Below are 26628 nucleotides of genomic sequence, written 5' to 3' on the forward strand. Positions count from 1 at the left end.
CGGCGACCGGCCGATCATCGCACAGCGCATGCCTCGCTTAGGGTGGGAAATCGTGCGCGAAGAATCACGTCGATCCGCGGCCTCCGGGAACCGCCTGACCGTGGTCGGGATCGGGGCCGACGGCTGGCCCGGCCTGTCGGAACAGGCGAAGGCCGCGGTGCTCGCCGCCGACGTCGTGCTGGGTGCGCCCCGGCAGCTGGGCTACCTGCCCGAGGAGGTCCCGGCGCAGGCGTGGCCGACGCCGTTGCTGCCGGGGCTGGACGCGGTCATCGCCGAGCACGAAGGCGCCCGGATCTGCGTCCTGGCCAGCGGAGATCCGTTTTTGTCGGGGGTGGGTGCCACACTGGTGGCCCATGGATACGAGGTCGAGGCGCTGCCCGCGCTCTCCTCGGTGACACTGGCCCGGGCACGGCTGGGCTGGTCCGCCGAGGAGACCGAGGTGGTCACCATCGTCGGCCGGTCGTCGGCCCGCGTCGCCCGGGTACTGGCGCCGCGCCGGCGAGTGCTCGTCCTGGGTGCCGACGCGCCCGCTTTGCGCTCCCTGCTCACCGTGCGGGGTTATGGCGAGAGCGAGCTGATCGCGTTGGAGAACCTGGGCGGGCCGGACGAGCGCATCTCCGACGGCTGGGCCGGCGATCCCGGACCGCTGACGGTGTTCGCGCTGGAGTGCACGGGCCCGGCGTTGCCGCTGATCGGCATCCCGGACGACGTGTACGCCCACGACGGGCAGCTGACCAAGCGCGACCTCCGAGTGTCGGCGCTGGCCCGCCTCGCGCCGAGTCCCGGCGAGCTGTTGTGGGACGTCGGCGCGGGCGCGGGCAGCGTCGGCATCGAGTGGTCACGGCTGCACGGGCTCAACCGTGCGGTCGCGATCGAACGCTCCGCGGAGCGGGCCGAGCGGATCGGCCGGAACGCACTGGACCTGGGAGTACCGGAACTGGAGGTGGTGGCGGGGGAAGCACCGGAAGCGCTGAGCGCGCTGCCCGCACCGGACGCGGTCTTCATCGGAGGCGGCGTGACGGCGCCGGGCGTACTGGACGCGTGCGTGGCCACCGGAGCTCGGGTGGTGGCGCACGGGGTGACGCTGGAGGCCGAGCAGGTCCTGGCGCGGGCGTACGAGGAGCATGGCGGGGAGCTGCTGCGGATCGGTGTGGAGAAGGCGGCGCCGCTGGGCGGCTTCACGGGCTGGACGCCGGCTCGGGTTGTGACTCAGTGGAGCAGCCGGTGACCGGGCCGCGGGCGACGGCGTGTGGCGGCGGTCCGACTCTCGGGAGCAGCCGATGACCGTGCACTTCATCGGCGCCGGGCCCGGGGCCGCCGACCTCATCACCGTGCGGGGCCGGGACCTGCTCGCCCGCTGCGGTGTCTGCCTCTACCCCGGCAGCATGACGCCACCCGACCTGCTCGCCTACTGCCCGCCCGGGGCCGAGCTCGTCGACACGGCGAACCTCAGCCTCGAGCAGATCGTCGCGAAGCTGGTCGAGGCCCACCGGTCCGGGCAGGAGGTCGCGCGGCTGTGCTCGGGGGATCCGTCGCTCTACAGCGCCGTTGCCGAGCAGGTGCGGCGGCTCGACGCGGCCGGTGTCCCCTACGACGTCGTCCCTGGCGTGCCCGCCTTCGCCGCTTCGGCCGCCGCGCTGAAGCGGGAGCTCACCGTGCCCGAAATCGGGCAGAGCCTGGTGATCACCCGGGTGCAGGCGCGCTCCACCAAGATGCCGCCCGGGGAGACCCTCGCCGCCTTCGCCGCGACCGGGGCCACGCTCGCGCTGCACCTCGCCGTCAACCACGTCGAGCGGGTGGCCGGCGAGCTGACACCGCACTACGGCGCGGACTGTCCCGTCGCCGTCGTCGCGCTGGCGAGCCAGCCCGGGGAAACCGTCGTGCGCGGGGTGCTCGGCGAATTGCCCACGCTCGTCCGCGACGCCGGGATGACGCGCGCGGCCACCATCTTCGTCGGGCGGGTGCTCGCCGCCACGAACTTTCCCGACAGCTTCCTCTACTCGAGTGCCCGCGACCGGGCGAACCAACCGGAGTCGTTGTGACGGAACTGCGCTGGGGCCTGCTGGCCGCCGGGACGATCGCCGCCCACTTCGCCGCGGGCGTCGACGAAAGCAAACACGGTGTCCTCGGCGCCGTCGCGGCGCGGGACGCGTCTCGCGCGCGGGACTTCGCGACGCGCTTCGACATCCCGAAGGCCTACGGCAGCTACGAAGAGCTCCTCGCGGACCCGGACATCGACGCCGTGTACGTCTCGACGCCGCACGCGATGCACAAGCAGTGGGCCATCGCCGCCGCCGAGGCAGGGAAGCACGTGTTGTGCGAGAAGCCGTTGACGATCACCGCGGCCGACGCCGAGGAGGTCATCGCGGCTGCCCGGGCGAACGACGTCTTCCTGATGGAGGCGTTCATGTACCGGCTGCACCCGCAGACGCGGCGGCTGGCCGAGCTGATCTCCTCCGGCGCCATCGGCGAGGTCCGCGCGGTGGACACGACCTTCTCCTTCGACAGCAACCCGGAGGAGACCGCCCGGCTGAGCGATCCGTCGCTCGGGGGCGGCGGGATCCTGGACGTCGGCTGCTACTGCACGTCGCTGGCCCGGCTGGTCGCGCAGGCCGCGACCGGGCAGGACGTCGTCGAGCCGTCCGAGGTCAGCGGGATGGCGCACCTGTCCGCCACCGGCGTCGACGAGTGGGCGACCGGCCTGCTGCGCCTGCCCGGCGACATCCTCGCGACGATCTCCTGCGGGATCCGGCTCACCCGCGAGGACGGCATCCGCGTCTTCGGCTCGGGCGGGCAGATCCACATCCCGCAGCCGGCGTGGATCCACCCGCTGCGCAAGCCCGGCGTCTCGCAGATCATCCTGACGCCGGCCGGCGGCGAGCCGGAGGTCATCGAGGTCGAAGCCACCCAGAGCGTCTTCGCGCGCGAAGCGGACCACGTCGCCGCGCACGTCGAAGACCGGCAGGCGCCCGAGCTGACCTGGGCGGAAACCCTCGCCAACCTGCGCACGCTGGACCGGTGGCGCGAGGCCGTCGGCTACGGACGTTCCTCGTGATCCTCATCCTCGGCGGGACCGGCGAAGCCCGGCAGCTCGCCGAAGCGCTCACCGAGCGCGAAGTCCGCGTTGTCTCTTCGCTCGCGGGGCGCGTCGCACGGCCGAGGCTCCCCGTCGGCGAAGTACGCGTAGGCGGCTTCGGCGGCCCGGACGGTCTCGCGCGGTACCTGCGCGAGAACCACATCGACGCCGTAGTCGACGCCACGCACCCCTTCGCCGAGCGCATCGGCGCGAACGCGGCGAAAGCGGCCGAACTGACGCAAACACCGCTGCTCCGGCTCGCGCGACCGGGCTGGCAAGCAGGCCCGCAGGACGTCTGGCATTGGGCCGACGACCTCGCCGATGCCGCCCGGCAGCTCCCCGGCCTGGGCGACCGTGTCTTCCTCACCAGCGGCCGCCAGGGCCTCCCGGCCTTCGCGCACCTCGACGACCTGTGGTTCCTGATCCGCTGCGTCGACCCGCCCGAGCCGCCGCTGCCGCGGTACCACGAACTCCTCCTCGCCCGCGGGCCGTACGGGGTGGCCGCCGAGCGGGCGCTGCTCGACCGGGTCGACGTCCTGGTCACCAAGGACTCCGGCGGCCCGCAGACCAGCGCGAAGCTGACCGCGGCGCGGGAGCTCGGCAAGCCCGTCGTGGTGGTCCGGCGGCCGCCGCGGCCGGACACGGAGACCGCCGGCACCGTCCCCGAAGCCGTCGAATGGGTCCTGCACCGATGATCGATGAGTTCTACGAAGTCCTGCGCAAGCGGCGGGACGTCCGCGGCGAGTTCACCGGCGAGCCGATCCCCGAGGCCACGCTGACGCGGATCCTCGAGGCCGCGCACGCCGCACCGAGCGTCGGGCTCACCCAGCCGTGGGACTTCGTGCTGGTCGACGACGTCGCGACGCGGGAGAAGTTCGCCAAGCACGTCCACGACGAGCGTGAGGTCTTCGCCGGGCAGCTCGGCGAAGACCGCGCGAGCACCTTCGCGAACATCAAGATCGAGGGCATCCTCGAGGCGAGCCTGGGCATCGTCGTCACCTACGACCCGGCCCGCGGCGCGCCCGACGTGCTCGGCCGGCACGCCATCGCCGACGCCGGCCTGTACTCGGTGTGCCTGGCGATCCAGAACCTCTGGCTCGCCGCGACCGCCGAAGGCCTGGGTGTGGGCTGGGTCAGCTTCTACCGCGAGCCGTTCCTGAGCGAGCTGCTCGGCATCCCGGACGGCGTCCGGCCGGTGGCGTGGCTCTGCGCGGGGCCGGTCAGCAGGCTGGAGACCGTGCCGGACCTGGAGCGCCACGGTTGGCGCAGCCGTCGTCCCCTGTCCGCGGCGATACACCACGGGCGGTTCACCCCGCGTGACCCGGGGGCTGCGTCAGCCGCCGACCTCTGACCCGTTAGCGTTGCGCCGATGCGTCTGATTGCCGTAGCGCTGGGGCTGCTCTCGGCCTTGTGCGCGCTGGCTTTCCCCTTCCTGCCGGTGGTGCAGGACACGGCGGAGGTCGTCTGGCCGACCGGCAGCGACACCCGCTCCGTCAACGCGCCCTTGACCGGGTACTGGGCCCAGGACCTGCGTGCCGAGCTGCCGTGCGCGGCCATCCGCTCGGTCGACGCCCGGACGAACGGTCCGGGCCTCCTGTTCGCCACCGTGCCGGACGGCCGCACCGACCCGAACGCGGGCAAGGGCGTCGGCCTGCAGCTGCGCATCGACAACGGCGTGCTGTTCGCCTCCAGCCAGGGCCAGCAGATCGCCCAGCAGCCGCTGCCCGCCGAAAAGTGCGACGTCGAGCTGGACGTCGACGCGACGCAGATGACCCTCGCCGTCGCCGGGACCCCGATCTTCCACGCCAACGGCGACGTCCGCCCGCGCCTGGTCGGCATCTACTCGTCGATCAACTCGAGCAAGGACCCGATCGCCGGCCTGCACGTTTCGGTCGTGCCGGACACGCGGTACCAGACGTCGCCGACCGCGCTGAAGATCGTCGTCGGCGTGCTCGCCGTGCTGTCGCTGATCGGCTGCATGATCGCGGTCTGGCGCCGCGACTCCGGCTTCGCGCGCCGCGCCCCGCGCTGGGCGCCGGTCGGCTGGTGGCGGCTGACCGCGCGGGACGCCACGGTGATCATCGCGCTCGGGGCGTGGGTCTTCATCGGGCCGGTGACCTCGGACGACGGCTACATCCTCACGATGGCCCGGGTCACCGAGGCGACCGGCTACCTGACGAACTACCACCGCTGGTTCGGCGTCGCCGAGGCGCCGTTCGGCTGGTTCTACCACGTCTACGAGCTGATGACGCACGTCAGCACGGTGCCGCCGTGGATCCGGCTGCCGTCGTTCCTGCTCGGCGTGCTCAGCTGGCTGCTGATCAGCCGCGAGGTGATGCCGCGCCTCGGCAGCCAGATCCGCACCAGCCGCCCGGCCAGCTGGGCCGCCGCGACGGTGTTCCTGATCTGGTGGATGCCCTACAACAACGGCGTCCGCCCGGAGCCGGTGGCCGCGCTCGGCTCGCTGCTGGCGATCTGCGCGGTCGAGCGCACGCTGGTGACGCGGCGGCTGCTGCCCCTGTGCCTGGGCCTGACCGCGGCCGGGTTCACCCTGGCCGCGACGCCGACCGGGCTGATCGCGGTGGCGCCGTTCCTGGTCGCCGCGCGGCCGCTGTTCAAGCTGATCCGCCAGCGCGCGAACGAGAGCGGCTGGCTGCCGGTGCTCGCGCCGGTCGCCGCTGCGGGCCTGCTCGTGCTGGTCGTCGTATTCGCCGACCAGACGTTCGCGACCGTCCAGGAAGCGACCCGGATCCGCACCCAGGTCGGCCCGAACCTGTCGTGGTTCCAGGAGCTCGCGCGCTACCAGTTGCTGTTCGCCGACCTGCCGGACGGCTCGGCGCCGCGCCGGTTCCCGGTGCTGCTGGTCGTGCTGTGCACCGCGACCTGCCTGGTCGTGCTGCTGCGCCGCAGCCGGATCCCCGGCGCGGCCCTCGGCCCGGCCCGCCGCCTGATCGGCACCACCGCCCTGTTCTTCCTGCTCTTGGCCCTGACGCCGACGAAGTGGACGCACCACTTCGGCGCGTTCGCCGCGGTCGGCGCGTCGATGGCGGCGCTGGCCGCGCTCGCGACCAGCTCCACGGTCCTGCGGTCCCAGCGCAACCGCGCGGCCTTCCTCGCCGCGCTGCTGGTGGTCGCCGCGCTCGCCGCGACCGGGCCGAACACGTACTGGTTCGTCTCCCGCCTCGGCGTCCAGTGGACGAACGTGGCGCCGTCCATCGGCGGCATCCCGCTGTCGACCATCCTGCTGGCCGCGGCCGCGATCGCCGGGATCTACGCGTTCGTCGAGAACGTCCGCGCGCACCGCCCGGGCCTGCCGGTCCAGCCACAGGAAGGCCGGCTGCGCGCGCTGCGGCTCGGGTCGCTGTCGCTGGTGGTGGTCTGCGGCCTGGTCGCGGCGGGCGAGTTCGTCACGATGGCGTGGGCGATCCACAACCAGTCCGGCAGCTACAGCCTCGGCGCGGCCAACGTCGGGCACCTGTTCGGCAAGAGCTGCAACCTCTCCGACCACGTGATGGTCGAGCGCGACGCGGCGACGAGCATCCTGCACCCCCAGGCCGAGCAGCGGACCGTCGCGGAGAAGCCCAAGGAGCCGGAATCCCCGCTGCCCAACCCGGACCAGGACAACGGCCGCGTCCAGACCGGCTTCCACACCCGCCCGGTCGACGACAAGGACCCCCTCGCCGAGCCGCCGCACGGGTTCACGCCGGACAAGGTGCCGATGTGGTCGAGCTTCCTCGACCCGGAGACGCGCGCCGGGCGGCTGCGCAGCGACTGGTACGCGCTGACGGAGAAGCCGTCGGACGGCCAGATCGTGGTGGCCACGGCGGGTGCGCCCCGCCGTCCGACCTCGGTGAGCCTCGACTACGGCGTCGACACGCCCGAGGGCGTCAAGATCCTGCGCAGCCAGTTCATGCTCCCGCCGGGCTCGGGCACGGGCGACTGGACCGACACGCGCATCAACCTGCGTGACCTCCCGCCGGAGACGAACGCGGTCCGCATCAACATCGTCGACAACGACCTGACCGAGGACGGCTGGATCGCGGCCTCGGCCCCGCGCGTCCCGACGTTCACGACATTGACGGACCGCATCGGCTCGAAGCCGGTGTACGTGGACTGGCCGGCGTCGTTCGTGTACCCGTGCGTCCAGCCGGTGACGTCGCACGACGGGATCTCGCAGGTCCCGGACTACCGCATCACGGCGGGCGGCCTGGCCGACGAGGCCCAGTGGGCGTCTTCGACGAACGGCGGGCCGATCGGCTGGCTGGAGGAGCTGGCCGAGGAGCCGGAGGTGCCGAGCTACCTGATCGGCCAGCCGAGCCAGTCGTGGGGGCAGCTGCTGCAGATCGAGCCGTTCACCGAGGGCATCGCGCCCACGATCGTCCACGGCGAGAAGACGGTGCCGGGCTGGTGGTCGCCGGGTCCGGGGCCGCGGCAGCCGAACGGCAAGGACCCGACACGCTGAGAATCGCTTGAGCACCGTGACAGGATGACGCCATGGTGCTCAAGCTCCGCAGCCTGGAACTGCGGTCCGGCGAAGAGGTGGAAATCGCCGACGGCCTCACGGTGGTCGTGGGGCCGAACAACGTCGGCAAAAGCCTGTTGCTGCGGGAAATCGGCACCCACCTCGCGCTTCAGGTGGGGCAAGAGGCGCATCCGCCGAACAAGATCCTCCGGCAGGTCACCATCGACTTCGCCACGGACCGCACGGGGTTCCTGGACTGGGTGCGAAGCACCTACCCCGTGCAGGCCCCCGATGCGCCGGGCGCCGAAGAACGAATCAGGACGAACTCGGGTACCGTCCTGACGCTCGGCCAGCTCGACAACGCCTGGCAGTACCTGCACCGGTCTCCGGGCAGCCTGGGAACCCTGTCGCCGCTCCTCGTGCTCCAGCTGGACGCCCAAGGCCGCCTCAACCAGCCTTTCCACGGGCAGGGATTCAACCCGTTCCGGGAACCGGCCACCGGAATGGCCCAGCTGCTCTACCAGAACCGGGATTTCGAGCGCGAAATGAGCGACCTGCTGCGCCGGGCGTTCGGTGAGCCGCTGACCGTCAACCGCTACGCAGGGAACCAGATCACGCTGCATGTCGGCGAGGTGACCGCGGCCGAGCCGGCGCCACCCCCGAGCCACGAATACCTACGGCAGCTCGGTGAGCTTCCGGACCTGGGTGACCAGGGCGACGGGTTCCGGGCGTTCGCGAGCATTCTCTTCGCGCTCAAGACCTCCCACTACCCCATCGTGCTCATCGACGAACCGGAAGCGTTCCTGCACCCACCACAGGCGTACCTGCTGGGCCGGTTTCTCGCCGAGGAGCACGCCGCGGGGTCGCAGGTCATCGTGGCGACCCACAGCGCCGACGTCATCAAGGGCATCACCTCGGTCCGCGCGGATCACGAAGTGGTGATCACGCGACTGACGCGCAGGGGTGAAACCAACCACGTCGCCAGCATCGCCCCGGCGAAGGTGCGCACGCTCTACGACGATCCGCTCGTGAAGTACTACCCGATCGTCGACGGGCTGTTCGCCCGCGGTGTCATCGTCTGCGAAGCGGAATCCGACTGCACCTACTACCGCGCGGTGCTGGAAACCGAGGCGTCCGCGTCGGGTCTGCACTTCACCCACTGCAACGGGAAAGCCCGTGTCGGCCGCGCGGTCGATGCGCTGCGCTCGGCTCGGGTGCCCGTCGTCGCGATCCTGGACATCGACTTCCTCCGCGACGACAAGGACTTCTCCGAGGTCGTCATCGCGCAGGGCGGCGATCCGGATTCCTTCGCGAAAGCCCGCGCGGTCATCGAGAACTCCGTGCAGTCGTGGGGCCGGAAGATCGACCGTACCGCGGCGAAGGCGATCGTCGAGGCGCAGTTCGCCAGAAGCAAGGCCGCCACCTTGAGCGGCGGCGAGATCGCCAGGATCAAGGAGGCCGTCAGCCCGGTGAGCGGCTGGCGGGAGTTCAAGAAGTACGGCGCCCACCACCTCTCGGGCGACGCCGTGACCGCGTTCGAACAGCTCGACCGGGGTCTGCGCGAGCTGGGGATCTTCGTCGTCCCGGGTGGCGAGCTGGAACGCTTCCACCCTGACGTCTCAGGCGACAACAAAGCCGAGTGGCTGCGGACCGTGCTGGAAACCGGGCGGTACGAGAACTCGGCGGCCGCGCGGGATTTCGTGCTCGCGGCCGCCGAGTTCATCTCGGATCATCAGTAGCTGCGGGGGGTCCAGACGATGCCGTTCTCGGAGCGGGTGCGGGACGAGCCCACGATGAGCAGGCAGCGCATGTCCACAGTGGATGGGTCCAGCTCGCCCAGTGTCGTGACGCGGATGTCCTCCTCCGGGCCGCCGACGTCCCGGGCCACCACGACCGGCGTGGAAGCAGCGCGGTGGCGCAGCAGCACGGCCTGGGCGTCCGCGAGCTGGGTCGTCCGGGATCGGGACGCCGGGTTGTACAGCGCCAGCACCAGGTCCGCCGCGCCCGCCGCGTCGAGGCGCTTCTCGATGATCTCCCACGGCTTCAGCCGGTCGGACAGCGAGAGCACGCAGTAGTCGTGGCCCAGCGGTGCTCCCACCCGGGACGCCGCCGCCTGGGCCGCCGTCACGCCCGGGACGATCCTGACCCGGACGCCCGTGCCGTGCCCGAGGGACACCTGCTCCAGCACCGCCGACGCCATCGCGAACACCCCCGGGTCGCCCGAGGACACCACCGCGACCCGGGCGCCGGAAGCGGCCAGGTCCAGGGCCTCGCGCGCCCGGTCCGCTTCCACCCGGTTGCCCGACGCGTGCCGCTGCTGGCCCGCCTTCTGCGGCACCCGCGCCACATACGGGCCGTACCCGACGATGTGCTCCACCGCCGAAAGCTCCGCCGCCGCCTCGGGGGTCAGCCACTCCGGGCCAGCCGGACCCAGCCCCACGACGACGACTTCGCCGCCCACAGAAGGTGAAGGAACCGGAGCAGCAGGGGAAACCCGGGACGCGTAAGCCGGCGAAGGCAGCAGGGCCAGCGAGAAGTACGGGACCGTCGAAGGATCCACCGAGGCCAGGGGCTCGATCCGCTGCTGCCCCCACGTGGCCCGCTCGATGTACACCGCGTCGTCGAGCTTCCCGGCCTCCGCGAACGCCTCGCGCACCGACGAGAACGTTCGGCCCAGCTTCAGGACCGCCGCCGCGTCCGTGTCCGCCAGCCTGCGCGCCAGTTCCGGAGCCGGGAGCGTACCCGGGAGCACCGTCAGGACCTCGTCGCGCTGCACCAGCGGGCGGCCGAAGACCGACGCCGCCGCGCTCACCGACGTCACGCCCGGGACGACCACCGCTTCGAACCGGCCGGAAAGCCGTTCGTGCATGTACATGTACGAGCCGTAGAAGAACGGGTCGCCCTCGCAGAGCAGGACCACGTCCCGCCCGGCGTCGAGGTGCTCGGCCAGCCGCTTCGCGCTCAGCTCGTAGAAGTCGGCGATCGCGCCCTCGTAGCCACCCGGGTGGTCGGTCGTCTCGGTCGTGACCGGGTAGACGAGCTTCTCCTCGATCTGCCCCTCGCGCAGGTACGGCTCGGCCACCGACCGCGCGATGCTCCGGCCGTGCCGCGCGCAGTGGTAGGCGATCACCGACGCTTCGGAAATCAGGCGCGCCGCCTTGACCGTCATCAGTTCCGGGTCGCCGGGGCCGAGCCCGACGCCGTACAGCGTGCCGGTCATTCTTCGGCGCTCGCGAGTGCGTTGATCGCGGCGACGGCCATCGCGCTGCCGCCGCGCCGTCCGTGCACCACCAGGTACGGGGCCGGGGCGCGCTTGGCCAGTTCCACCTTGGACTCCACCGCGCCGACGAAGCCGACCGGGACGCCGATGATCGTCGCCGGCGCGCCGACGCCTTCGTCGAGGATCTCCAGCAGGCGGAACAACGCCGTCGGCGCGTTGCCGATCGCCACCACCGAGCCGGGAAGCTTGTCGCGCCACAGTTCCAGTGCCGCGGCCGAGCGCGTGGTGCCCATGCGCTCGGCCAACGAAGGAACACCGGGGTCGGACAGCGTGCAGAGCACTTCGTTGTTCGCGGGCAGGCGACGGCGGGTGACGCCGCTGGCGATCATCTGCGCGTCGCACAGGATCGGCGCGCCGGCCTCCAGCGCGGCGCGGCCGGACTCGACGACGTCGAGCGTGTAGCGCAGGTCGTCGACCAGATCGACCATGCCGCAGGCGTGGATCATCCGGACCGCCAGCCCGGCCACGTCGTCGGGCAGGATCGCCAGGTCCGCCTCCTCGCGGATCGTGGCGAACGAGTGCCGGTAGATCTCGGCACCGTCCCGCAGGTAGTCGATCACAGGTTCCCTTCCATCTCGTCGAGCGGCACCCAGCGGCCGTCGATGCGGTAGCCCCCCGCTTTGGCGACAACGTCCACATGGGACTGCGACGGCTTTCCGCACCGCCGTTCGCAGCCCGAGAAGTGCGCGCGCAGGCCGGGCCGGAACACCGCGTCGGCCCGGACGTCGGCGCGCGCCTTCGCGCAGCCCGGACGGCCGATGCACGCGGTGGTCCCCAGTGCCTCGCCGCCGAACCCCAGCCGCGCGAAGACGTCGGCGGGCACGTCCGGCAGCACCACGGACTTCCACGGCGTGACCAGCACCGTCCCGAATTCGGCCAACGCACGCGCCTGCGCCGCGGACAGCTGGCCGAAGCGCGGCACGACTCCGGCCGCGAAACCGCCGTCCCGTTCGATCAGTCCCGCCGGGACCTCGAACGGGGTCCGCGGCACCGGCGTCCCGCGCCAGGCCGGGTCGTCGAGTTCGGCGACGCGCCAGGCGGCCCCGCGCACCCGGCCGAACTCCAGCGCGACCTCGACCAGCGCCGCGACGGCGTCCGCGCGCGTCACCCGCCGTCCGGTGTCGCCGCCCGCCAGCAGCAGCGTGCCCTCGGACGAACTCACCGCGAGCCAGCAGACGTCGGCACCTTCGGCGGCGACGTCGCCGCGGCCGTCGTCGAAGGCGAAGAGGAACCGGCCGGGCAGCGACGCCAGTTCCGGCGTCGCACACAGCACGCGATCCAGCGCAGCCGCCAGGCCGCGGACGTCGGCGAGGCCGCCGCGCACCCCGCTCAACGGCGACGCGAGCACGTTCCGGACCCGCTCGTGCGACGGCGAGGGCAGCAGGCCCGCGTCGGTCAGCCGGGCCGCGAGGCCGGGCCGCGTGACGCCGCGAAGCTGTACGTTGCCCCGCGAAGTGAGGTGGAGGTCGCCGTCGCCGCACGCCTCGGCCGCGTCGGCCAGCGCGCGCAGCTGCACTGCGGAAATCGTGCCGCCCGGCAGCCGGACCCGGGCCAACGGCCCGTCGGCGGCGTCGTGGGGTGCGAAAACACCGGGGCACGCGTCGGCTCGCACACGTGCTGGGGTCGGCATGGCCTCACTGTAGCTGGCGGTTTTCCCGCTCCGGCGGGTCCGGACGCGGCCGGATCCGGGCCGTTCCGGCGTCCAAGTCCACGTCACGCCAGGGTGGTGCGCCTTCGGCGTCCTGCTTGACGAGCATCGACATCGTTTCCCGGTGTTCCAGCTCACGCCGCTTGGTCCCGTAGAGGAACGCGGTGGTCTCTTCGAGGTAGGTGGCGGACAGCCGCGCCTTGAAGCGCGAGCCGTTCTTGCGCGGGCGCAATTCGATCGCCGCCATGACCAGCAGGATCACGACGCCGCCCGGAAGGGCCAGCCCCAGCCAAGTTCCCATGCCCGGCGAACCGGGTGACCGCGGGTCAAGTTCCCGAGGCCGTAGAACTCTGATCGAATATAGTAGGTGTGCTACATTCGATCGCATCAGTCAGATGGGGGTGATCACGATGAGAGACCCAGCCGATCCCGTGGTCCGCGTGCGCGGGCTGCGGATGCGGTACGCCGCGATCGACGTGCTCCACGGCGTCGACTTCGAGGCGTACCGGGGCGAGGTCGTCGGCCTGCTCGGGCCCAACGGCGCGGGCAAGACGACGACGATCGAGATCCTCGAGGGCTTCCGCATGCGGTCGGCCGGCGAGGTCAGCGTGCTGGGCGTCGACCCGGCGCAGGGCGGCGAGGAGTGGCGGGCGCGACTGGGGGTCGTGCTCCAGTCCTGGCGTGACCACGGGAAATGGCGGGTCCGCGAGCTGCTCGCGCACCTCGGCCGGTACTACGCGCCGTACTCGACGGCGTCGCACCCGCGGCCGTGGGACGCCGACGAGCTGATCGCGACGGTCGGGCTCACCGAGCACGCGGGCAAGAAGCTCAAGCAGCTCTCCGGCGGCCAGCGGCGGCGGCTCGACGTCGCCATCGGCATCGTCGGGCGCCCCGAGCTGCTGTTCCTCGACGAGCCGACCGCCGGCTTCGACCCCGAGGCCCGGCGCGAGTTCCACGACCTGGTGCACCGGCTGTCCGACGAGCTCGACACGACGATCCTGCTCACCACGCACGACCTCGACGAGGCCGAGAAGCTGGCCGACCGGATCCTCATCCTCAACGGCGGCCGGATCGTCGCCGACGGCTCGGCCGACCAGCTCAGCCGGCAGATCTCCGGGGAGGCCGAGGTCCGCTGGAGCGTCGGCGGCCAGCGCTTCGTGCACTCGACGACCGAAGCGACGAAGTACGTGTACGACCTGTTCAAGCAGCACGGCGAGGCCGTCGCCGACCTTGAGGTCCGGCGGGCGTCGCTGGAGGACACCTACATGACGCTGGTCCACCGCGCCGAGACCGGCGGCGAGACGGAGCTCGGCCTCCAGGAAGCGGGTGCGCGATGAACGCCGTCGCCGTGCGGGCCGGGGTGGCCCGCGGCTGGATCGAGTTCAAGCAGACGTGGACCAACCTCGACGACGTGATCGGGCAGGTCGTCTTCGTCCTCCTCTTCCTCGGTACGTTGTTCTTCATGCGCAACGCCACGCTGCCCGGCACGTCGTTCTCGCTCGGCGCGGCGACCGTGCCCGGCGTGCTCGGCGCCGGCATCGTGTTCAACGGTCTGACCGGCGCGGCGGGCTACCTGGCCGTCGACCGCGAGGACGGCACGCTCCTGCGTGCGAAGGCGACCCCGAACGGGATGCTCGGCTACCTGATCGGGAAGACGACCGCGCTGACGCTCGCCCAGCTCACGTCCATCGCCGCGGTCCTGGTCCCGTGCCTGTTCGCCTTCTCCGCGCTGGCTCCCGACGGCGGCTGGTCGTACCTGCACCTGCTCGGCGTGCTGCTGCTCGGGATGGCCGCGACGATGCCGATCGGCGCGGCGCTGGGGTCGCTGACCAACAGCGCCCGGTCGATCGGGCTGATCACCCTGCCGGTGATGGGCATGGGCGCGATCTCGGGGATCTTCTACCCGATCACGGCGCTGCCGGGCTGGCTGCAGGACATCGCGCAGGTGTTCCCGATGTACTGGCTCGGTCTCGGGATGCGCTCGGCGCTGCTGCCGGACGGCGCGGTCGTCGTCGAGATCGGCCAGTCGTGGCGGCCGGTGGCGACCGTGGCGGTGCTGCTCGCGTGGACGGTGCTCGGCTTCGCGGTGGCCCCGGTCCTGCTCCGCCGCATGGCGCGGCGCGAAGCGGGCTCGTCGGTGGCCGAACGGCGGCAGAAGGCCATGCAGCGTGTGGGGTAGTCATGAGTGAGGTCGTCTACAACCGGATCGCGATGCTGCGCGCGGAACGGTCGATCTCGCGGCGGCAGCTGGCCGAAGCCCTCGGGGTGCACTACCAGACGATCGGCTACCTGGAGCGCGGCGAGTACAGCCCTTCGCTGTACCTGGCGTTGCGGATCGCGGAGTTCTTCGAGGTGTCCGTGGAAGTGCTGTTCTCGACGAAGCCCTTCCCCCGCCTCGGTGAGCGGTCCGCCTAGGGTTTGCGCAGGTCGGCGTCGGCGAGCGCGCGGACGACGTCGTCGCGGCGGGTCTCGCGGGTCGTCCGGCTGAGCTCGACGTGCAGGAACGTGCCGGCCGCGGCCCGGCTCTGGACGTTCGTCGTCCCGGCCAGGCCGCGGCAGGGCTCGGCCCAGGCCCGGCGGACGCGGAACCCGGCGGCTTCCAGGCGGTCGGCGGCCCGGCGGGCCGCGTCGCCGGCTTCCGCGGCCCCGGCCGAGACGACGACGTCGGCCGCGGGCATCGTGCGGTCGTTGAAGCCGTGCAGCTGGACCTGGGGCAGGCCGCGGCGGGCGAGCAGCGTGGTGAGTTCGTGGAAGACGGTCCGCGTGTCGTGGGCGGGGTCCTCCCGGCGCCGGTGCGCGCCGGCCACCGCGAGGACGGCGCCGGGCACCTGCCGGAAGAGGGCCAGGCCGATCAGGTCGGTCCGCAGGTCGGACGAGGCATGCGGCACCTCCACCACCAGGGACGGCGGCGCGGACCGGTCGATCGCGTAGAGGCCCCAGGCCCGTTCGGTGCCGGGCTCCTGCACGACGATGTCGTCGGTCACGGAGAAGCCCAGGTCAGCCAGGTGGTGCGGGCGGCCGCCGAGGAGAGCGGCGAAGCCGGTGGCCGCGGTTTCGAGTTCGGCCGCCGTGGGGTGGCGATACGGCTGCCGCGTCGACTGCGCGGCCGTGAAGCTCCGGAGAAGGGATTCCAAGCCGTCAGGTTACCCGGGGCAACGTCACCTTGACGCGCCTCGACCGGCACCGGAGAGTGGGTGCGATACCCACGCGTCGGCAGGTGGAGGAACCCGGTGAGAGTCCGGGGCGGTCCCGCCACTGTCATCGGAGAGTGATCTTCGAGAGCCAGGAACTCCGGCCGGCGCGCCCGTCTACCCGGGGCGCGGACCCCGAGGAGGAACCTCGTGATCCTGCTTCTGTCCACTTCGGACACCGACCTGCTCAGCGCCCGCTCGGCCGATCGCGAGTACCGGCTCGGCAACCCCGCCCGGCTCGACGTCACCGAGCTGCCGGTTCTCCTGGACGGCGTGAAGATCGTCGTCGCGCGGATCCTGGGCACGCCGCGGAGCTGGGCCGACGGCCTGGACACGCTGCGGGCGTCGGGCGCGCACGTCGTCGTCCTGGGCGGGGAGCAGACGCCGGACGCCGAGCTGATGAAGCTCTCGACCGTCCCGGCCGGCATCGCCGCCGAGGCCCACGCCTACCTCGCGCAGGGCGGCCCGGACAACCTCACCCAGCTGCACCGGTTCCTCTCCGACACGCTGCTGCTCACCGGCGACGGCTTCGAACCGCCCGCGCAGCAGCCCTCGTGGGGTGTCCTCGAGCGGCCCGCCACCGGCAACGACGGCCCGGTCATCGGCATCCTGTACTACCGCGCGCACCACCTGTCCGGGAACACGGCGTTCGTGCACACCCTCGCCGACGAGATCGAAGCCGCGGGCGGGCGCGCGTTGCCGATCTACTGCGCTTCGCTGCGGACGCGCGAGCCGGAGATGATGACCGAGCTGGCGTCGGTGGACGCGCTGCTGGTCACGGTGCTGGCGGCGGGCGGCACGCGGCCGTCCGAGGTGGGCGCGGGCGGGGACGACGAGGCGTGGGACGTCGCCGAGATGGCCGCCCTCGACGTCCCGATCCTGCAGGCGCTGTGCCTGACCAGCGACCGCGAGACGTGGGCGGCCAACGACGACGGCCTCTCGCCGCTCGACGCCGGGAACCAGATGGCGGTGCCGGAGTTCGACGGGCGGCTGATCACGGTGCCGTTCTCGTTCAAGGAACTCGACGAAGACGGCCTCCCCCGGTACGTGCCGGACGCCGAACGCGCGTCCCGCGTCGCCCGCATCGCGCTCGCGCACGCCCGGTTGCGGCACACGCCGACGTCGGAGCGGCGCATCGCGCTGATGCTGTCCGCGTACCCGACGAAGCACTCTCGCGTCGGCAACGCGGTCGGGCTGGACACGCCCGCGTCGGCGATCGAGCTGCTGCGGCGGATGCGCGAGCTGGGCTACGACCTGGGGCCGGACGCGTTCCCGGGGGTCGACCCGACCGGCACCGACCAGCCCGACGGGGACGCGCTGATCCAAGCGCTGATCGCCGCCGGCGGCCAGGATCCGGAGTGGCTGACCGAGGAGCAGCTCGCCGGCAACCCGATCCGCGTCCCGGCCGACCGCTACCGCTCGTGGTTCGAGGCGCTGCCCGCCGAGCTGCGCGAAGGCGTCGAGGAGCACTGGGGGCCGGCGCCGGGCGAGCTGTACGTCGACAACGGCGACATCGTGCTGGCGTCTCTGCAGAGCGGCAACGTGATCATCATGATCCAGCCGCCGCGCGGGTTCGGCGAGAACCCGGTCGCGATCTACCACAACCCGGATCTGCCGCCGAGCCACCACTACCTGGCCGCGTACCGGTGGCTGGAAGAGGAGTTCGGCGCGCACGCCGTCGTCCACCTGGGCAAGCACGGGTCCCTGGAGTGGCTGCCGGGCAAGACCGCGGGGCTCTCGGCTTCCTGCGCACCGGACGCCGTGCTCGGGAACCTGCCGCTGATCTACCCGTTCCTGATCAACGACCCGGGCGAGGGCGCGCAGGCGAAGCGGCGGGCGCACGCGACGATCGTCGACCACCTGATCCCGCCGATGGCGCGCGCGGAGTCCTACGGCGACATGGCGCGGCTGGAGCAGCTGCTCGACGAGCACGCCAACATCGCGGCGATGGACCCGGCGAAGCTGCCCGCCGTCCGCCAGCAGATCTGGACGCTGATCCAGGCGGCGAAGCTGGACCACGACCTCGGCGTCGAGGAACGCCCGCACGACGCGGAGTTCGACGACTTCCTGCTGCACATCGACGGCTGGCTGTGCGAGGTCAAGGACGCGCAGATCCGCGACGGGCTGCACGTCCTGGGCGCGGCGCCGACCGGCGAGGCCCGCGTCAACCTGGTGCTGGCGATGCTGCGCGCGTCCCAGATGTGGGGCGGCAAGCAGGGCGCGGTGCCGGGCCTGCGGTCGGCACTGGGGCTGAAGGAAGACGCCCCGATGTCCGAAGTGGACGCGGTGGAGAAGACGGCCCGCGAGCTCGTCCAGACGATGGAGATGCGGGGCTGGGACCCGACCGCGGTCGCGTCGGTCGCCCCGGACGCGCAGGTGGCGAAGGTGCTTTCGTTCGCGGCCGAGGAGATCGTGCCCCGGCTGGCCGGGACCACCGCCGAGCTGGACTCGGTGCTGCACGCGCTGGACGGCGGGTACATCCCGGCGGGGCCGAGCGGCTCGCCGCTGCGCGGGCTGATCAACGTGCTGCCGACCGGGCGGAACTTCTACACCGTCGACCCGAAGGCGATCCCGAGCCGGCTCGCCTGGGAAACCGGGCAGGCCTTGGCGGACTCGCTGTTGAAGCGCTACCGCGAGGACACCGGCGACTGGCCGCGTTCGGTGGGGCTGTCGGTGTGGGGCACGTCGGCGATGCGGACGTCCGGCGACGACGCGGCCGAAGTCCTCGCGCTGCTGGGCGTCCAGCCGGTGTGGGACGAAGCTTCCCGGCGCGTCACGGGCATCGAGGCGATCCCGCTGGCCGAGCTGGGGCGGCCCCGGATCGACGTCACGGTGCGGATCAGCGGGTTCTTCCGCGACGCGTTCCCGCACGTGATCACGCTCCTCGACGACGCCGTGCGGCTGGTGGCGGCGCTCGACGAACCGGACTCGGAGAACTTCGTCCGCGCGCACGTGGCCTCCGACCTGGCCACCCACGGAGACGCCCGGCGTGCGACGACCCGGATCTTCGGGTCGAAGCCGGGAGCGTACGGCGCCGGTCTGCTGCCGCTGATGGACAGCGGGAACTGGCGCGACGACAAGGACCTCGCGGAGGTGTACGCGGTGTGGGGCGGCTTCGCGTACGGCCGCGACCTGGACGGCCGCCCGGCCCGCGAAGACATGGAGAGCTCGTACAAGCGGATCGTGGTGGCGGCGAAGAACACCGACACGCGCGAGCACGACATCGCGGACTCCGACGACTACTTCCAGTACCACGGCGGAATGATCGCGACGGTCCGCGCGCTGACGGGCGCGGCCCCGGCGTCCTACGTGGGCGACAGCACGTCGCCGGACGCCGTCCGCACACGGACGCTGGGCGAGGAGACGGCCCGGGTCTTCCGCGCCCGAGTGGTCAACCCCCGGTGGCTCGCGGCGATGCGACGGCACGGCTACAAGGGCGCGTTCGAGCTCGCGGCCACAGTGGACTACCTGTTCGGCTTCGACGCCACGGCCGGCGTGGTCGGCGACTGGATGTACGAGAAGCTGACCGAGTCGTACGTGCTCGACGAGGTGAACCAGGAGTTCCTGCGGCAGGCGAACCCGTGGGCGTTGCGCGGGATCGTGGAGCGGCTGAACGAGGCGGCGGACCGCGGGCTGTGGGCGGAACCGGATCCGGCGCTGCTGGAGAAGATGCGTGAGGTGTACTTGTCGCTGGAGGGCGACCTCGAATCGGAGTGACTGCAAGCGGATTGCAGGCCGCGGTGGCTACGCTTCGCCTTCCCCACCGAGGAAGGGCGAAGACTTGAAGAAGGTTCTCGGCGTAGCTGCCGCGGCACTGGTCGCCGCGCTCTCGTTCGCTTCGCCGGCGTCGGCCGCCGACCACACGAAGCACATGCACACGGGCGACGCGTTCGGCGACGTGACCGGCTGGAGCGGCGAAGGCGTGTTCACCGAGGAAGGCGACCGCGTGCACATCTGCGACACCGACGCCGACGGCCGCGGTGTCGCCATCTACGTCTACAAGGGCACCCCGGCCAGCGGCGCGCAGCTGTACTGGATGCACGTCGGCGGCAACGGCAACTGCGTGACCAGGAGCGCGGCCGACGGCGGGGTCTACAACCTCCCCGAGACCCGCGTCGGCTTCAAGTTCTGCCGGTATTGGAAGGAAGCCGACCGGTACCACTCCGGCGAGTGCAAGGACTACGACTTCCTCAACGACAACAGCTGAGCCGGAGCCCGCGGGGGCGCCCCCCGATTTCCACTCTACCCGGGGGCACCGACAGTTTTCGGGCCGTCGCGGGGGCGGCCGGGCACTTTCACCGGTTCCCGGCCGCCCGCCGAAACAAATATCGGATATTCCGGCGCTTTTCGCCCACGAGTTCGGCTTTCCCGCCCTTGGTGTCTTGACTTCGCTAATGGTCTAGTCCAATGATCTGTCCACCTCGATCCCCCACCGGGAGGACAGCTCATGCGCAGGAGCAGACTGGCCGCCGTCGGGCTCGCCGCCGCCACTTTCGCCGCCACCGCCGTCAGCCTGGTGCTCGGCGCGTCGTCGGCGACCGCGGCGTTGAGCAACAACTGGTACGCCGCGGCGCCGTACCTGATGCCCCAGAGCAACAACCCGCCCGACCCGGTCACCGTGATGAACGCGACCGGGCTCAAGGCCTTCCAGCTCGCGTTCATCCTCGCGCCGAACGGCGGCGGCTGCAGCCCCACCTGGGACGGCACGTCCGCCGTCTCCTCCGACACCGCGGTCGCGGGCGTCATCTCGCGGATCCGCGGCGCGGGCGGCGACGTTTCGGTGTCCGTCGGCGGGTACGGCGGCACCAAGCTCGGCCAGACGTGCGGCACGGTGGCCGCGACGGCCGCCGCGTACCAGCAGGTCATCACCAAGTACTCGCTCAAGGCGATCGACTTCGACCTCGAAGAGCCCGAGTACGAGAACACCGCCGCGATCGCGAACGAGCTCGGCGCCGCGAAGACGTTGCAGGCCAACAACCCCGGCCTGTTCGTGTCGGTGACCATGCCGGGCACCGCGGCCGGCACCGGCTGGTTCGGCACGCAGCTGATCGACCAGGCGAAGTCGATCGGGTTCACGCCGAACAACTTCTCGATCATGCCGTTCGACGGTGGCTTCAACGGCGGTTCGTCGCAGGTGTCGGCGCTGGAGGCGTTCCACGGCCTGCTGATGTCGCACCTGGGCTGGGACAGCGCGACCGCGTACGCGCACGAAGGCTTCTCCGGCATGAACGGCAAATCGGACGCGGCGGAGATGTTCTACACCTCGGACTTCCAGACGGTGTACGACTACGCGACCAGTCACGGCCTCGGCCGCTTCACGTTCTGGTCGGTCAACCGCGACCGCGCCTGCGTCGGCACGACGGACAACGGCGTCTGCAGCAACGTCCCGCAGAACGACTGGGACTTCACGAAGTTCAGCGTCCGGTTCGCCGGCGCGACGCCGCCACAGACGACGCCGCCGGTGACGACGACCCCGACCACGCCGGGCGGCGGTACGTGCACCGCGGCGGAGTGGGACCGGACGAAGGTCTACGTCAAGGACAACGTCGTCTCGCACAACAGCCACAAGTGGACGGCCAAGTGGTGGACGCAGGGCGAAGAACCCGGCACCACCGGCGAGTGGGGTGTCTGGCAGGACAACGGCGCCTGCTGATCCTCTCGGAGTCTCAGAAGTCGAGGTGGGTGTTCTCGCGCTGGACCTCCGGGGTCAGCGCGGGAACCTCCACCACGTGCCGCCCGGCCTGCCGCAGCAGCTCGGTGCCCCGGGCGTCGACGAAGACGGGCGGCTCCCGCCAGGCGAACACGACGCGCGGAATCCCGGCGTCGAGGATGAGCTGGGTGCAGCTGCGCGGGTGGGAACTGCGGTGACTGCACGGTTCCAGTGAGCTGTACATGGTCGCGCCGGCCAGCCGCGGGTCGCCCGCGCACTTGGCCAGCGCGGCTTCTTCGGCGTGATTTCCCGGGTCGCCTTCGCCGGAATGCCCGGTGGCGACGACCTCCCCGTCGGCGTCGGTGATCACGGCGCCGACCCGGAAGGTGTGGCTGGGCGGACACTCGGCGGCGAGCGCGATGGCTTCCTTGAGGCGCTGGACGTCCCGGCCGGTCGGTTCGACGGCGGCACGGTACTCGAGGATCGCCATCCCCTGCAGTGCGTTCGCGGCGGTCAGGGTCATCGGCCGGGGGTAGAGGCCGGGCCCGACGAACCGCGGCGCGTCCGGCTGCCCGACGAAGAACGGCGCGATCGCGAGCCGCAGTTCGTCGGCGAGACCTTCGGTGAGGAAGCGGGTGTGGATCCCGCCGCCGCCCTCGACCAGCAGGTTCCCGATGCCGCGCGCACCGAGGTCGTCGAGGATGCGCCCGAAGTCCGGCGGGTTCCCCGCGTCGACGACGGTGGCGACGTGCTTGAGCGCGTCCGCCGCACCGGGTGGCGCGTAGACGATCTTTTCGGTGTCCCCGACGGTGAAGAACTGCGCGTCCGGATCGAGCCCGCGGGTGGTCACGGTGACCTTGACGGGTTGTTCGGGCTTCCCCCGGCTCAGCCGGTGTTGCCGCAGTTCGGGCGAGCGGACGAGCAGCCGCGGGTTGTCGGCCCGCACGGTTCCGGCCCCGACGAAGATCGCGTCGGCCTCGGCCCGCAACCGGTCGACCACGGCGAAGTCGTCCTCTGTGGACAGCACGAGCCGCTCGGGCGAGGTGTCGTCGAGGTAGCCGTCGAGCGACTGCGCGGCGGACAGCAGGACGTGCGGCCGGGAGATCACCCGGCCCAGTATGCCGTAACGCGCGGGGCCGTCTCCGCGTCCTACGACGTATCCCCCTGTCGTGCGCATCCCCCCGGAGCTTTTGAACATGACCACGCGAGGCTGGTACCAGGAACGGACGCTCACCACGGTCGACACCGTCGGCCGGGAGGTGTCGGTGACGACCGGGCTCACCCGCGACCCCGAAGGCCGCCTGGTCGCGGCGATCGCGATCAGCGACGGACCGACCGCGATCTACCGCTATTCCGGCGACGCCGGCGAGCGCACGCAGCTCGTCACCAACGCCGCGGACACGGTGGCGGAGCTGCACAGGTTCGCCGGCGGCCCACCGGCGCGCTGACCTCGGCTTCGGCTCCGGTTCAGGCCGGCAGGACCGCGTACTGGCGGACGTAGAGGTCGGTGTAGGTGACCGGACCACGCGGGCCGGGGACCTTGTCGAGGTTGATGCCGGTTTCCGGGACGGCGAGCAGCTTGAAGCCGTCGAGGAGCCGGGTCGGGGCGTTCCAGAAGACGCCGGTGCCGGTGTAGCCGTCGAAGAAGGCGTCGGCGGCCGATTCGTCCTCGGTGGTGATGCCCGCGGCCAGGCCGGAGGTGCGCTCGTTGGCGATCTCGACGGCGTCGGACAGCGAGCCGACCTTGGCGACGGTGACGGTCGCTTCGCGGTCGGAGTCCAGCGCCCATTCGTAGCCGATGGGGTGCTCGTGCGGAGCCAGCGACGGCGTGACCCCGCGCTCGGCGAGCGCGTCCGAGATGGCGGGCCAGGCGTCGTCGTGGATGTCTTCGTGGATGAGCAGCAGGTTCAGCCGGTTGCAGACCCCCAGCCGGTCGAGGCTGGCGTAGACGAGGTCGCGGGCCTTGGTGACGTCCGCGCCGCGGTCGACGTACAGGACGCCGCCGCCATCGGCGTGGGCGAGGGTGCGCACGCCGTGGACGGCCGCCTCGGTGGCGAGGGCGCGGGTGCTGTCCCCGCTGCCGCGCAGGATGACCAGCGGAACGAGGCCGGGCAGCCGCACGAGCGCGGACGCGGCCTCGCGCTCCACGCGCGGCACGAGCTGGACGCAGTCGGCGTCGATGCCCGCCTCCGCGAGCGCCGGCGCGATGACGACCTCACGCAGCCGCTGGGCCGAGCCGAGCGCGGCCGACCCGGTGCGCAGCACGCCGGCGTTGCGCGATTTGACCAGCTGGGAGGCCACGTCGACGGTGACGTTCGGCCGCGCCTCGTAGTTCGCGCCGATGACACCGACCGGCCGCCGCCGTTCGACCAGCCGCAGCCCGCCGTCCAGCGTCGAGACGTCGACGGACCGCTCCTGGTGCGGCGCGCCGGCGAGCAGCCGCAGCTGCTCGGCCATGCCGGCGAGCCGGTCCGGGGTGATGGTGAGCCGGTCGAGCAGGCCGGCGCTCATCCCGTCGGCCTTGGCGCGCTCGACGTCGGCCTGGTTCGCTTCGAGGATCTCGTCACGGTGCGCAAGCAGCCGCTCGGCCATCCCGCTCAGCGCGGCATCGACGGCCTCGGCGCTCGCGGCAGCCAGCGACGGCGCGGCCGACTTGGCGGCCCGTGCGCACTCTTCGACGGCCTTGGCGACCTCGTCCATCGTTACGTCTCCCTCCGCGCGGACCACCAGTTTGCCGCATGCACGACGGTGACCGGCCACGGGCTCCACCGCCGGTCAGCCGGGTGCGCCGGTGCGCGGGCGACCACGCACGCTGCGTGGGGTCGCGGTGGGCCGGCTCGAGCGCCGCACGAACCTTGCGACCGCGGCGCTGCCGACCACCGCGCCGCGGGCGGGACCAGCAGCGGCACCCGCAGCCGACAGCCGCAATGGTGATTCTGCCGCCGACCGGCGACCGCCTGGACCGGAGGCGACCCGCTTGGTTTCCGCTCGGCGCGGCCACGACAACGATCGGCGCGGGCCCCGAGTGGGCGCGAGCGGCGGCGTGAGGCGAGCAGCTCGCTGCGAGTGGTGCGGGTCGAGGCCGTGGTCGGCTGCGGCGAGCTGGCCGGTCATGACCGGCCAGGGCCCACGGTCACGACCGGCCCGGCCCGGCAGGCAAATCCGCGGCCGGGGCTGGTCCGGACCGGCGGCCGAGAACCGCGGCCACGCCCCACAGTCAAACCGGTCGGAACCGGTGGCCGGGGGCGTTGGCTACTTGGCCACGGGCTCCAGGAGCCACAGCGCGCCGGCGATGAGGCAGCTGATCGTGGCCACCGCGAAGACCAGGACCCACAGGATCGGCGGGACCGCCGTGAGGCGGCCCAGCTGGTCCGCGTCGGAGTCTCGGGCCTGGCCGCGGCGTCGCTTGGTCTGGAGCTCGGCCACCGGCCGCACGCCTCCGAACAGCAGGAACCACGTCACCAGGTAGCTGAACGGGGCCTGGAGCTCGACCGGGGCGACGAACGCGATCAACGCGAGCACCGCCGCGCTGGCCACGACCGTGAACACCCCGTACGCGTTGCGCACCATCACCAGCACGCCGAGCAGCAGCAGCGCGATCAGGACCAGCACCGTGCCGACCAGGTCTGCGCCCAGCAGCCCGGCGAACAGCAGCCCGAGCACCGACGGCGCCAGGTACCCGGCCATCGCCGTGAACGCCATGCCCGGCCCCTCGGGCTTGCCGCGCGAGACGGTGACGCCCGAGGTGTCCGAGTGCAGCTTGATGCCCTGCAGGCGCCGTCCGACGAGTACCGCGGCCAGCGCGTGGCCCGCCTCGTGCACCATCGTCACGACGTTGCGCGCCCGCCGCCACGGTGTGCCGCCGACCAGGACCACCAGCAGCGCCACGCCGCCGGCGACCAGGGTGATCGCCGCGGGGGCCTGGGCCTGTTCGAGCAGCGAGGGGTCGGGGGCGGCAGCCGCGCGGAAAGCTGACAGCGCGTCACCGGCGGGGCCGCCGAGCGCGAGGGGAACGGGCGAACTCACCCGGACACCTCACCACAGGCGATATCTGGCTACGGTGAGTCCCCACCGACCGCCGCTCCGCGGCCTCCGGTATCGGGTCGTAGCAGTCTCCTTTCGGTCATCGGAACGCCGGACGCAACTGCACCGGCCACCACCCCGAGCCGGGCTCGGGCTCGGGCTCGGGCTCGGGCTCGGGCTCGGGCAAGCAGCACACCACGGCCACCGTGCGGACAACGCGACACCGCCGGGGCACCAGGCTCGGACTCGGGCTGCACACCAGGATCACCGTGCGGCTGGGCGCGACACGGCCCGGCTCAGGTCATCGCGACTCCCGCATCCGTGCCTCGCCCTCGACCCGGAACAGGAACGCGACCCAGCTCCGGAACGGCGCCCAGGCCTCCGCGATCTCCGCCAGCTCCGCGACTCCCGCGTCCGGGAGGTGGTACGCGTCGCGCATGATCTCGTGGAGGCGGGTCTCGCTGCGGGGGAAGACGTCCGGGTGGCCCGCGCCGCGGATCAGGATCAGCTCCGCGCTGAACCGGCCGACGCCCGGCAGCAGCTGCAGCTCCTTCAGCGCCTCCTCGGCCGGCATCGCCCGCAGCCTGGCCGCGTCCAGCATGCCCTCGGCCGCCGCCTCGGCGATGGCTCGCAGGCGCGGCAGCTTCGGGCCCGGCAGCCCTGGCTGGTACTCCGCCTTCGCCAGCGCGGCCGGTGCCGGGAAGCACCTCAGCCTGCTGCCGCCCACCTCGACCTCGGTGCCGTAGCGCTCGGTCAGGCGGCGGCGCAGCCGCACCGCCTGCGTCATCCAGATCCGGTGGCTCAGCACGGCCCAGCACGCCGCCTCGTACGGCGATGCGAACAGGACCGGGCGCAGGCCAGGGTGCAGCCCCTGCAGCAGCGAAACCACCGGGTCACGGGCGCCTGCCTCCGGGAACGCCGCGCCGTCGACGTCCAGTGAGCACATCCGCCGCACCTGGGCCACCACGGCGTCGGTGTGCTCGGGCGGGCCGTGGACCTCGACCGTGACCTCGCCGGGCGATCTCTGCCGCAGCACCGCTCCCACCGGCGTCCATTCGCCGTCGAGCGCGAACGCCACCCGCAACGCGCCTGGCTCGGAATCCGGCTGCCCGGCGGGCGCGAAGCCGGTCAAGAAGCGGGCCGCCGCGGCCAGGTCGAACTCGCCGTACACCGCGATCTCGCCACACGGGCGGGAAATCGTCGTCATCTCTCCTCCTCGGATCGGGATCTCGCCTGCGACGTTAGGAAGGGGCACCGACAATTCCGGGCGTCGAACGCCTGATCCCGGATTTGTTCAC

24 protein-coding genes and 1 riboswitch are annotated in these 26628 nt (G+C 72.0%); of the genes, 14 read left to right on the plus strand and 10 right to left on the minus strand.

Going from position 1 to position 26628, the window contains the following annotated elements; translation table 11 throughout:
- Nucleotides 1–52 precede the first annotated feature (52 nt).
- From cbiE to ACFPLC_RS02900, 7 genes are read left to right on the plus strand one after another with little or no spacing between them, the layout of a single operon-like run.
- Complete coding sequence (cbiE, locus tag ACFPLC_RS02870; RefSeq protein WP_378198917.1) at nucleotides 53–1228, plus strand: precorrin-6y C5,15-methyltransferase (decarboxylating) subunit CbiE; 1176 nt, start codon at nucleotides 53–55, stop codon at nucleotides 1226–1228.
- Nucleotides 1229–1280: 52 nt separating this feature from the next.
- Nucleotides 1281–2042, plus strand: a complete 762-nt coding sequence (gene cobM / locus ACFPLC_RS02875; protein ID WP_378198914.1) for a precorrin-4 C(11)-methyltransferase — start codon at nucleotides 1281–1283, stop codon at nucleotides 2040–2042.
- Nucleotides 2039–3055 carry a Gfo/Idh/MocA family protein gene (locus ACFPLC_RS02880; protein WP_378198911.1) on the plus strand — a complete coding sequence of 339 codons (1017 nt, stop codon included), beginning with the start codon at nucleotides 2039–2041 and terminating at the stop codon, nucleotides 3053–3055. The genes cobM and ACFPLC_RS02880 overlap by 4 nt, the downstream gene beginning before the upstream one ends.
- Nucleotides 3052–3771 (plus strand): cobalt-precorrin-6A reductase, encoded by a 720-nt coding sequence (locus ACFPLC_RS02885; RefSeq protein ID WP_378198908.1) that lies wholly within the window; start codon nucleotides 3052–3054, stop codon nucleotides 3769–3771. The genes ACFPLC_RS02880 and ACFPLC_RS02885 overlap by 4 nt, the downstream gene beginning before the upstream one ends.
- Complete coding sequence (gene bluB / locus ACFPLC_RS02890; RefSeq protein ID WP_378198905.1) at nucleotides 3768–4427, plus strand: 5,6-dimethylbenzimidazole synthase; 660 nt, start codon at nucleotides 3768–3770, stop codon at nucleotides 4425–4427. Before ACFPLC_RS02885 ends, bluB begins: the two co-directional genes overlap by 4 nt.
- Nucleotides 4428–4445: 18 nt before the next feature.
- Complete coding sequence (locus tag ACFPLC_RS02895) at nucleotides 4446–7538, plus strand: arabinosyltransferase domain-containing protein (protein ID WP_378198902.1); 3093 nt, start codon at nucleotides 4446–4448, stop codon at nucleotides 7536–7538.
- Between the two features lie 32 nt (nucleotides 7539–7570).
- Nucleotides 7571–9277, plus strand: a complete 1707-nt coding sequence (locus ACFPLC_RS02900; RefSeq protein ID WP_378198900.1) for an ATP-dependent nuclease — start codon at nucleotides 7571–7573, stop codon at nucleotides 9275–9277.
- Here the strand turns inward: ACFPLC_RS02900 and ACFPLC_RS02905 are convergent.
- The 4 genes from ACFPLC_RS02905 to ACFPLC_RS02920 are packed head-to-tail and all read right to left on the minus strand — an operon-like array spanning nucleotide 9271 to nucleotide 12767.
- Nucleotides 9271–10758 carry a precorrin-2 C(20)-methyltransferase gene (locus tag ACFPLC_RS02905; protein ID WP_378198897.1) on the minus strand — a complete coding sequence of 496 codons (1488 nt, stop codon included), beginning with the start codon at nucleotides 10756–10758 and terminating at the stop codon, nucleotides 9271–9273. The two genes, ACFPLC_RS02900 and ACFPLC_RS02905, sit on opposite strands and share 7 nt — an antisense overlap.
- Nucleotides 10755–11378, minus strand: a complete 624-nt coding sequence (locus ACFPLC_RS02910; protein WP_378198895.1) for a precorrin-8X methylmutase — start codon at nucleotides 11376–11378, stop codon at nucleotides 10755–10757. Before ACFPLC_RS02910 ends, ACFPLC_RS02905 begins: the two co-directional genes overlap by 4 nt.
- Nucleotides 11375–12448: a precorrin-3B synthase gene (locus ACFPLC_RS02915; RefSeq protein WP_378198892.1), complete on the minus strand. Its 1074-nt coding sequence runs from the start codon at nucleotides 12446–12448 to the stop codon at nucleotides 11375–11377. Before ACFPLC_RS02915 ends, ACFPLC_RS02910 begins: the two co-directional genes overlap by 4 nt.
- A gap of 4 nt (nucleotides 12449–12452) precedes the next feature.
- Nucleotides 12453–12767 (minus strand): DUF6191 domain-containing protein, encoded by a 315-nt coding sequence (locus ACFPLC_RS02920; RefSeq protein WP_378198889.1) that lies wholly within the window; start codon nucleotides 12765–12767, stop codon nucleotides 12453–12455.
- A gap of 109 nt (nucleotides 12768–12876) precedes the next feature.
- Between ACFPLC_RS02920 and ACFPLC_RS02925 the strand changes: the two genes are divergently transcribed.
- Genes ACFPLC_RS02925 through ACFPLC_RS02935 form a run of 3 tightly spaced genes read left to right on the plus strand, consistent with a single transcriptional unit; the run spans nucleotide 12877 to nucleotide 14881 of the window.
- Entirely contained in the window at nucleotides 12877–13803 is a 927-nt protein-coding gene (locus ACFPLC_RS02925) for an ABC transporter ATP-binding protein (protein ID WP_378198886.1), read from the plus strand.
- Complete coding sequence (locus ACFPLC_RS02930; protein ID WP_378198882.1) at nucleotides 13800–14645, plus strand: ABC transporter permease; 846 nt, start codon at nucleotides 13800–13802, stop codon at nucleotides 14643–14645. The genes ACFPLC_RS02925 and ACFPLC_RS02930 overlap by 4 nt, the downstream gene beginning before the upstream one ends.
- A 2-nt stretch (nucleotides 14646–14647) precedes the next feature.
- On the plus strand, nucleotides 14648–14881 hold the full coding sequence (locus ACFPLC_RS02935) for a helix-turn-helix transcriptional regulator (protein WP_043784651.1): 234 nt from the start codon (nucleotides 14648–14650) through the stop codon (nucleotides 14879–14881).
- On the opposite strand, the gene ACFPLC_RS02940 is transcribed toward ACFPLC_RS02935, so the two are convergent.
- A complete protein-coding gene (locus tag ACFPLC_RS02940) occupies nucleotides 14878–15600 on the minus strand; it encodes a hypothetical protein (protein ID WP_378198879.1) in 723 nt (240 codons plus the stop codon). The two genes, ACFPLC_RS02935 and ACFPLC_RS02940, sit on opposite strands and share 4 nt — an antisense overlap.
- A gap of 41 nt (nucleotides 15601–15641) precedes the next feature.
- Nucleotides 15642–15780: riboswitch (cobalamin riboswitch) on the plus strand.
- A gap of 27 nt (nucleotides 15781–15807) precedes the next feature.
- Between ACFPLC_RS02940 and cobN the strand changes: the two genes are divergently transcribed.
- The 3 genes from cobN to ACFPLC_RS02955 all read left to right on the plus strand — a co-directional run bounded on the left by cobN (nucleotide 15808) and on the right by ACFPLC_RS02955 (nucleotide 21310).
- Nucleotides 15808–19374, plus strand: coding sequence for a cobaltochelatase subunit CobN (cobN, locus tag ACFPLC_RS02945; protein WP_378198876.1), 3567 nt, complete (start codon nucleotides 15808–15810; stop codon nucleotides 19372–19374).
- A 64-nt stretch (nucleotides 19375–19438) separates the two neighbouring features.
- The gene (locus ACFPLC_RS02950; protein ID WP_378198874.1) at nucleotides 19439–19864 is read left to right on the plus strand and encodes a hypothetical protein; all 426 of its coding nucleotides are present in this window, start codon (nucleotides 19439–19441) and stop codon (nucleotides 19862–19864) included.
- 240 nt (nucleotides 19865–20104) lie between these two features.
- Nucleotides 20105–21310: a chitinase gene (locus tag ACFPLC_RS02955; protein WP_378198871.1), complete on the plus strand. Its 1206-nt coding sequence runs from the start codon at nucleotides 20105–20107 to the stop codon at nucleotides 21308–21310.
- A gap of 13 nt (nucleotides 21311–21323) precedes the next feature.
- Here ACFPLC_RS02955 and ACFPLC_RS02960 read toward each other — a convergent pair whose 3' ends face one another.
- On the minus strand, nucleotides 21324–22415 hold the full coding sequence (locus tag ACFPLC_RS02960; protein ID WP_378198868.1) for a dihydrofolate reductase family protein: 1092 nt from the start codon (nucleotides 22413–22415) through the stop codon (nucleotides 21324–21326).
- An 88-nt stretch (nucleotides 22416–22503) separates the two neighbouring features.
- Between ACFPLC_RS02960 and ACFPLC_RS02965 the strand changes: the two genes are divergently transcribed.
- Entirely contained in the window at nucleotides 22504–22755 is a 252-nt protein-coding gene (locus tag ACFPLC_RS02965; RefSeq protein WP_378198866.1) for a hypothetical protein, read from the plus strand.
- A gap of 19 nt (nucleotides 22756–22774) precedes the next feature.
- Here ACFPLC_RS02965 and ACFPLC_RS02970 read toward each other — a convergent pair whose 3' ends face one another.
- The 4 genes from ACFPLC_RS02970 to ACFPLC_RS02985 form a co-directional block, all read right to left on the minus strand.
- The gene (locus tag ACFPLC_RS02970; protein ID WP_378198863.1) at nucleotides 22775–24007 is read right to left on the minus strand and encodes an aldehyde dehydrogenase family protein; all 1233 of its coding nucleotides are present in this window, start codon (nucleotides 24005–24007) and stop codon (nucleotides 22775–22777) included.
- A gap of 75 nt (nucleotides 24008–24082) precedes the next feature.
- Nucleotides 24083–24421, minus strand: coding sequence for a hypothetical protein (locus ACFPLC_RS02975; RefSeq protein WP_378235681.1), 339 nt, complete (start codon nucleotides 24419–24421; stop codon nucleotides 24083–24085).
- 138 nt (nucleotides 24422–24559) lie between these two features.
- Complete coding sequence (locus tag ACFPLC_RS02980) at nucleotides 24560–25333, minus strand: M50 family metallopeptidase (RefSeq protein ID WP_378198861.1); 774 nt, start codon at nucleotides 25331–25333, stop codon at nucleotides 24560–24562.
- A gap of 298 nt (nucleotides 25334–25631) precedes the next feature.
- On the minus strand, nucleotides 25632–26537 hold the full coding sequence (locus ACFPLC_RS02985; protein ID WP_378198858.1) for a DNA-3-methyladenine glycosylase family protein: 906 nt from the start codon (nucleotides 26535–26537) through the stop codon (nucleotides 25632–25634).
- Nucleotides 26538–26628: the final 91 nt, after the last annotated feature.

The organism is Amycolatopsis plumensis, assembly GCF_042652605.1.
GTDB lineage: Bacteria > Actinomycetota > Actinomycetes > Mycobacteriales > Pseudonocardiaceae > Amycolatopsis > Amycolatopsis plumensis.

Coding starts and splice junctions, on each gene's coding strand:
- ACFPLC_RS02930 (WP_378198882.1), top strand. CDS start 13,800: ATGAACGCCGTCGCCGTGCGGGCCGGGGTGGCCCGCGGCTGGATCGAG.
- ACFPLC_RS02935 (WP_043784651.1), top strand. CDS start 14,648: ATGAGTGAGGTCGTCTACAACCGGATCGCGATGCTGCGCGCGGAACGG.
- ACFPLC_RS02900 (WP_378198900.1), top strand. CDS start 7,571: ATGGTGCTCAAGCTCCGCAGCCTGGAACTGCGGTCCGGCGAAGAGGTG.
- ACFPLC_RS02985 (WP_378198858.1), bottom strand. CDS start 26,537: ATGACGACGATTTCCCGCCCGTGTGGCGAGATCGCGGTGTACGGCGAG.
- ACFPLC_RS02915 (WP_378198892.1), bottom strand. CDS start 12,448: ATGCCGACCCCAGCACGTGTGCGAGCCGACGCGTGCCCCGGTGTTTTC.
- cobM (WP_378198914.1), top strand. CDS start 1,281: ATGACCGTGCACTTCATCGGCGCCGGGCCCGGGGCCGCCGACCTCATC.
- ACFPLC_RS02920 (WP_378198889.1), bottom strand. CDS start 12,767: ATGGGAACTTGGCTGGGGCTGGCCCTTCCGGGCGGCGTCGTGATCCTG.
- ACFPLC_RS02970 (WP_378198863.1), bottom strand. CDS start 24,007: ATGGACGAGGTCGCCAAGGCCGTCGAAGAGTGCGCACGGGCCGCCAAG.
- ACFPLC_RS02925 (WP_378198886.1), top strand. CDS start 12,877: ATGAGAGACCCAGCCGATCCCGTGGTCCGCGTGCGCGGGCTGCGGATG.
- ACFPLC_RS02955 (WP_378198871.1), top strand. CDS start 20,105: ATGCGCAGGAGCAGACTGGCCGCCGTCGGGCTCGCCGCCGCCACTTTC.
- ACFPLC_RS02905 (WP_378198897.1), bottom strand. CDS start 10,758: ATGACCGGCACGCTGTACGGCGTCGGGCTCGGCCCCGGCGACCCGGAA.
- ACFPLC_RS02975 (WP_378235681.1), bottom strand. CDS start 24,421: ATGACCGGCCAGCTCGCCGCAGCCGACCACGGCCTCGACCCGCACCAC.
- bluB (WP_378198905.1), top strand. CDS start 3,768: ATGATCGATGAGTTCTACGAAGTCCTGCGCAAGCGGCGGGACGTCCGC.
- ACFPLC_RS02895 (WP_378198902.1), top strand. CDS start 4,446: ATGCGTCTGATTGCCGTAGCGCTGGGGCTGCTCTCGGCCTTGTGCGCG.
- ACFPLC_RS02965 (WP_378198866.1), top strand. CDS start 22,504: ATGACCACGCGAGGCTGGTACCAGGAACGGACGCTCACCACGGTCGAC.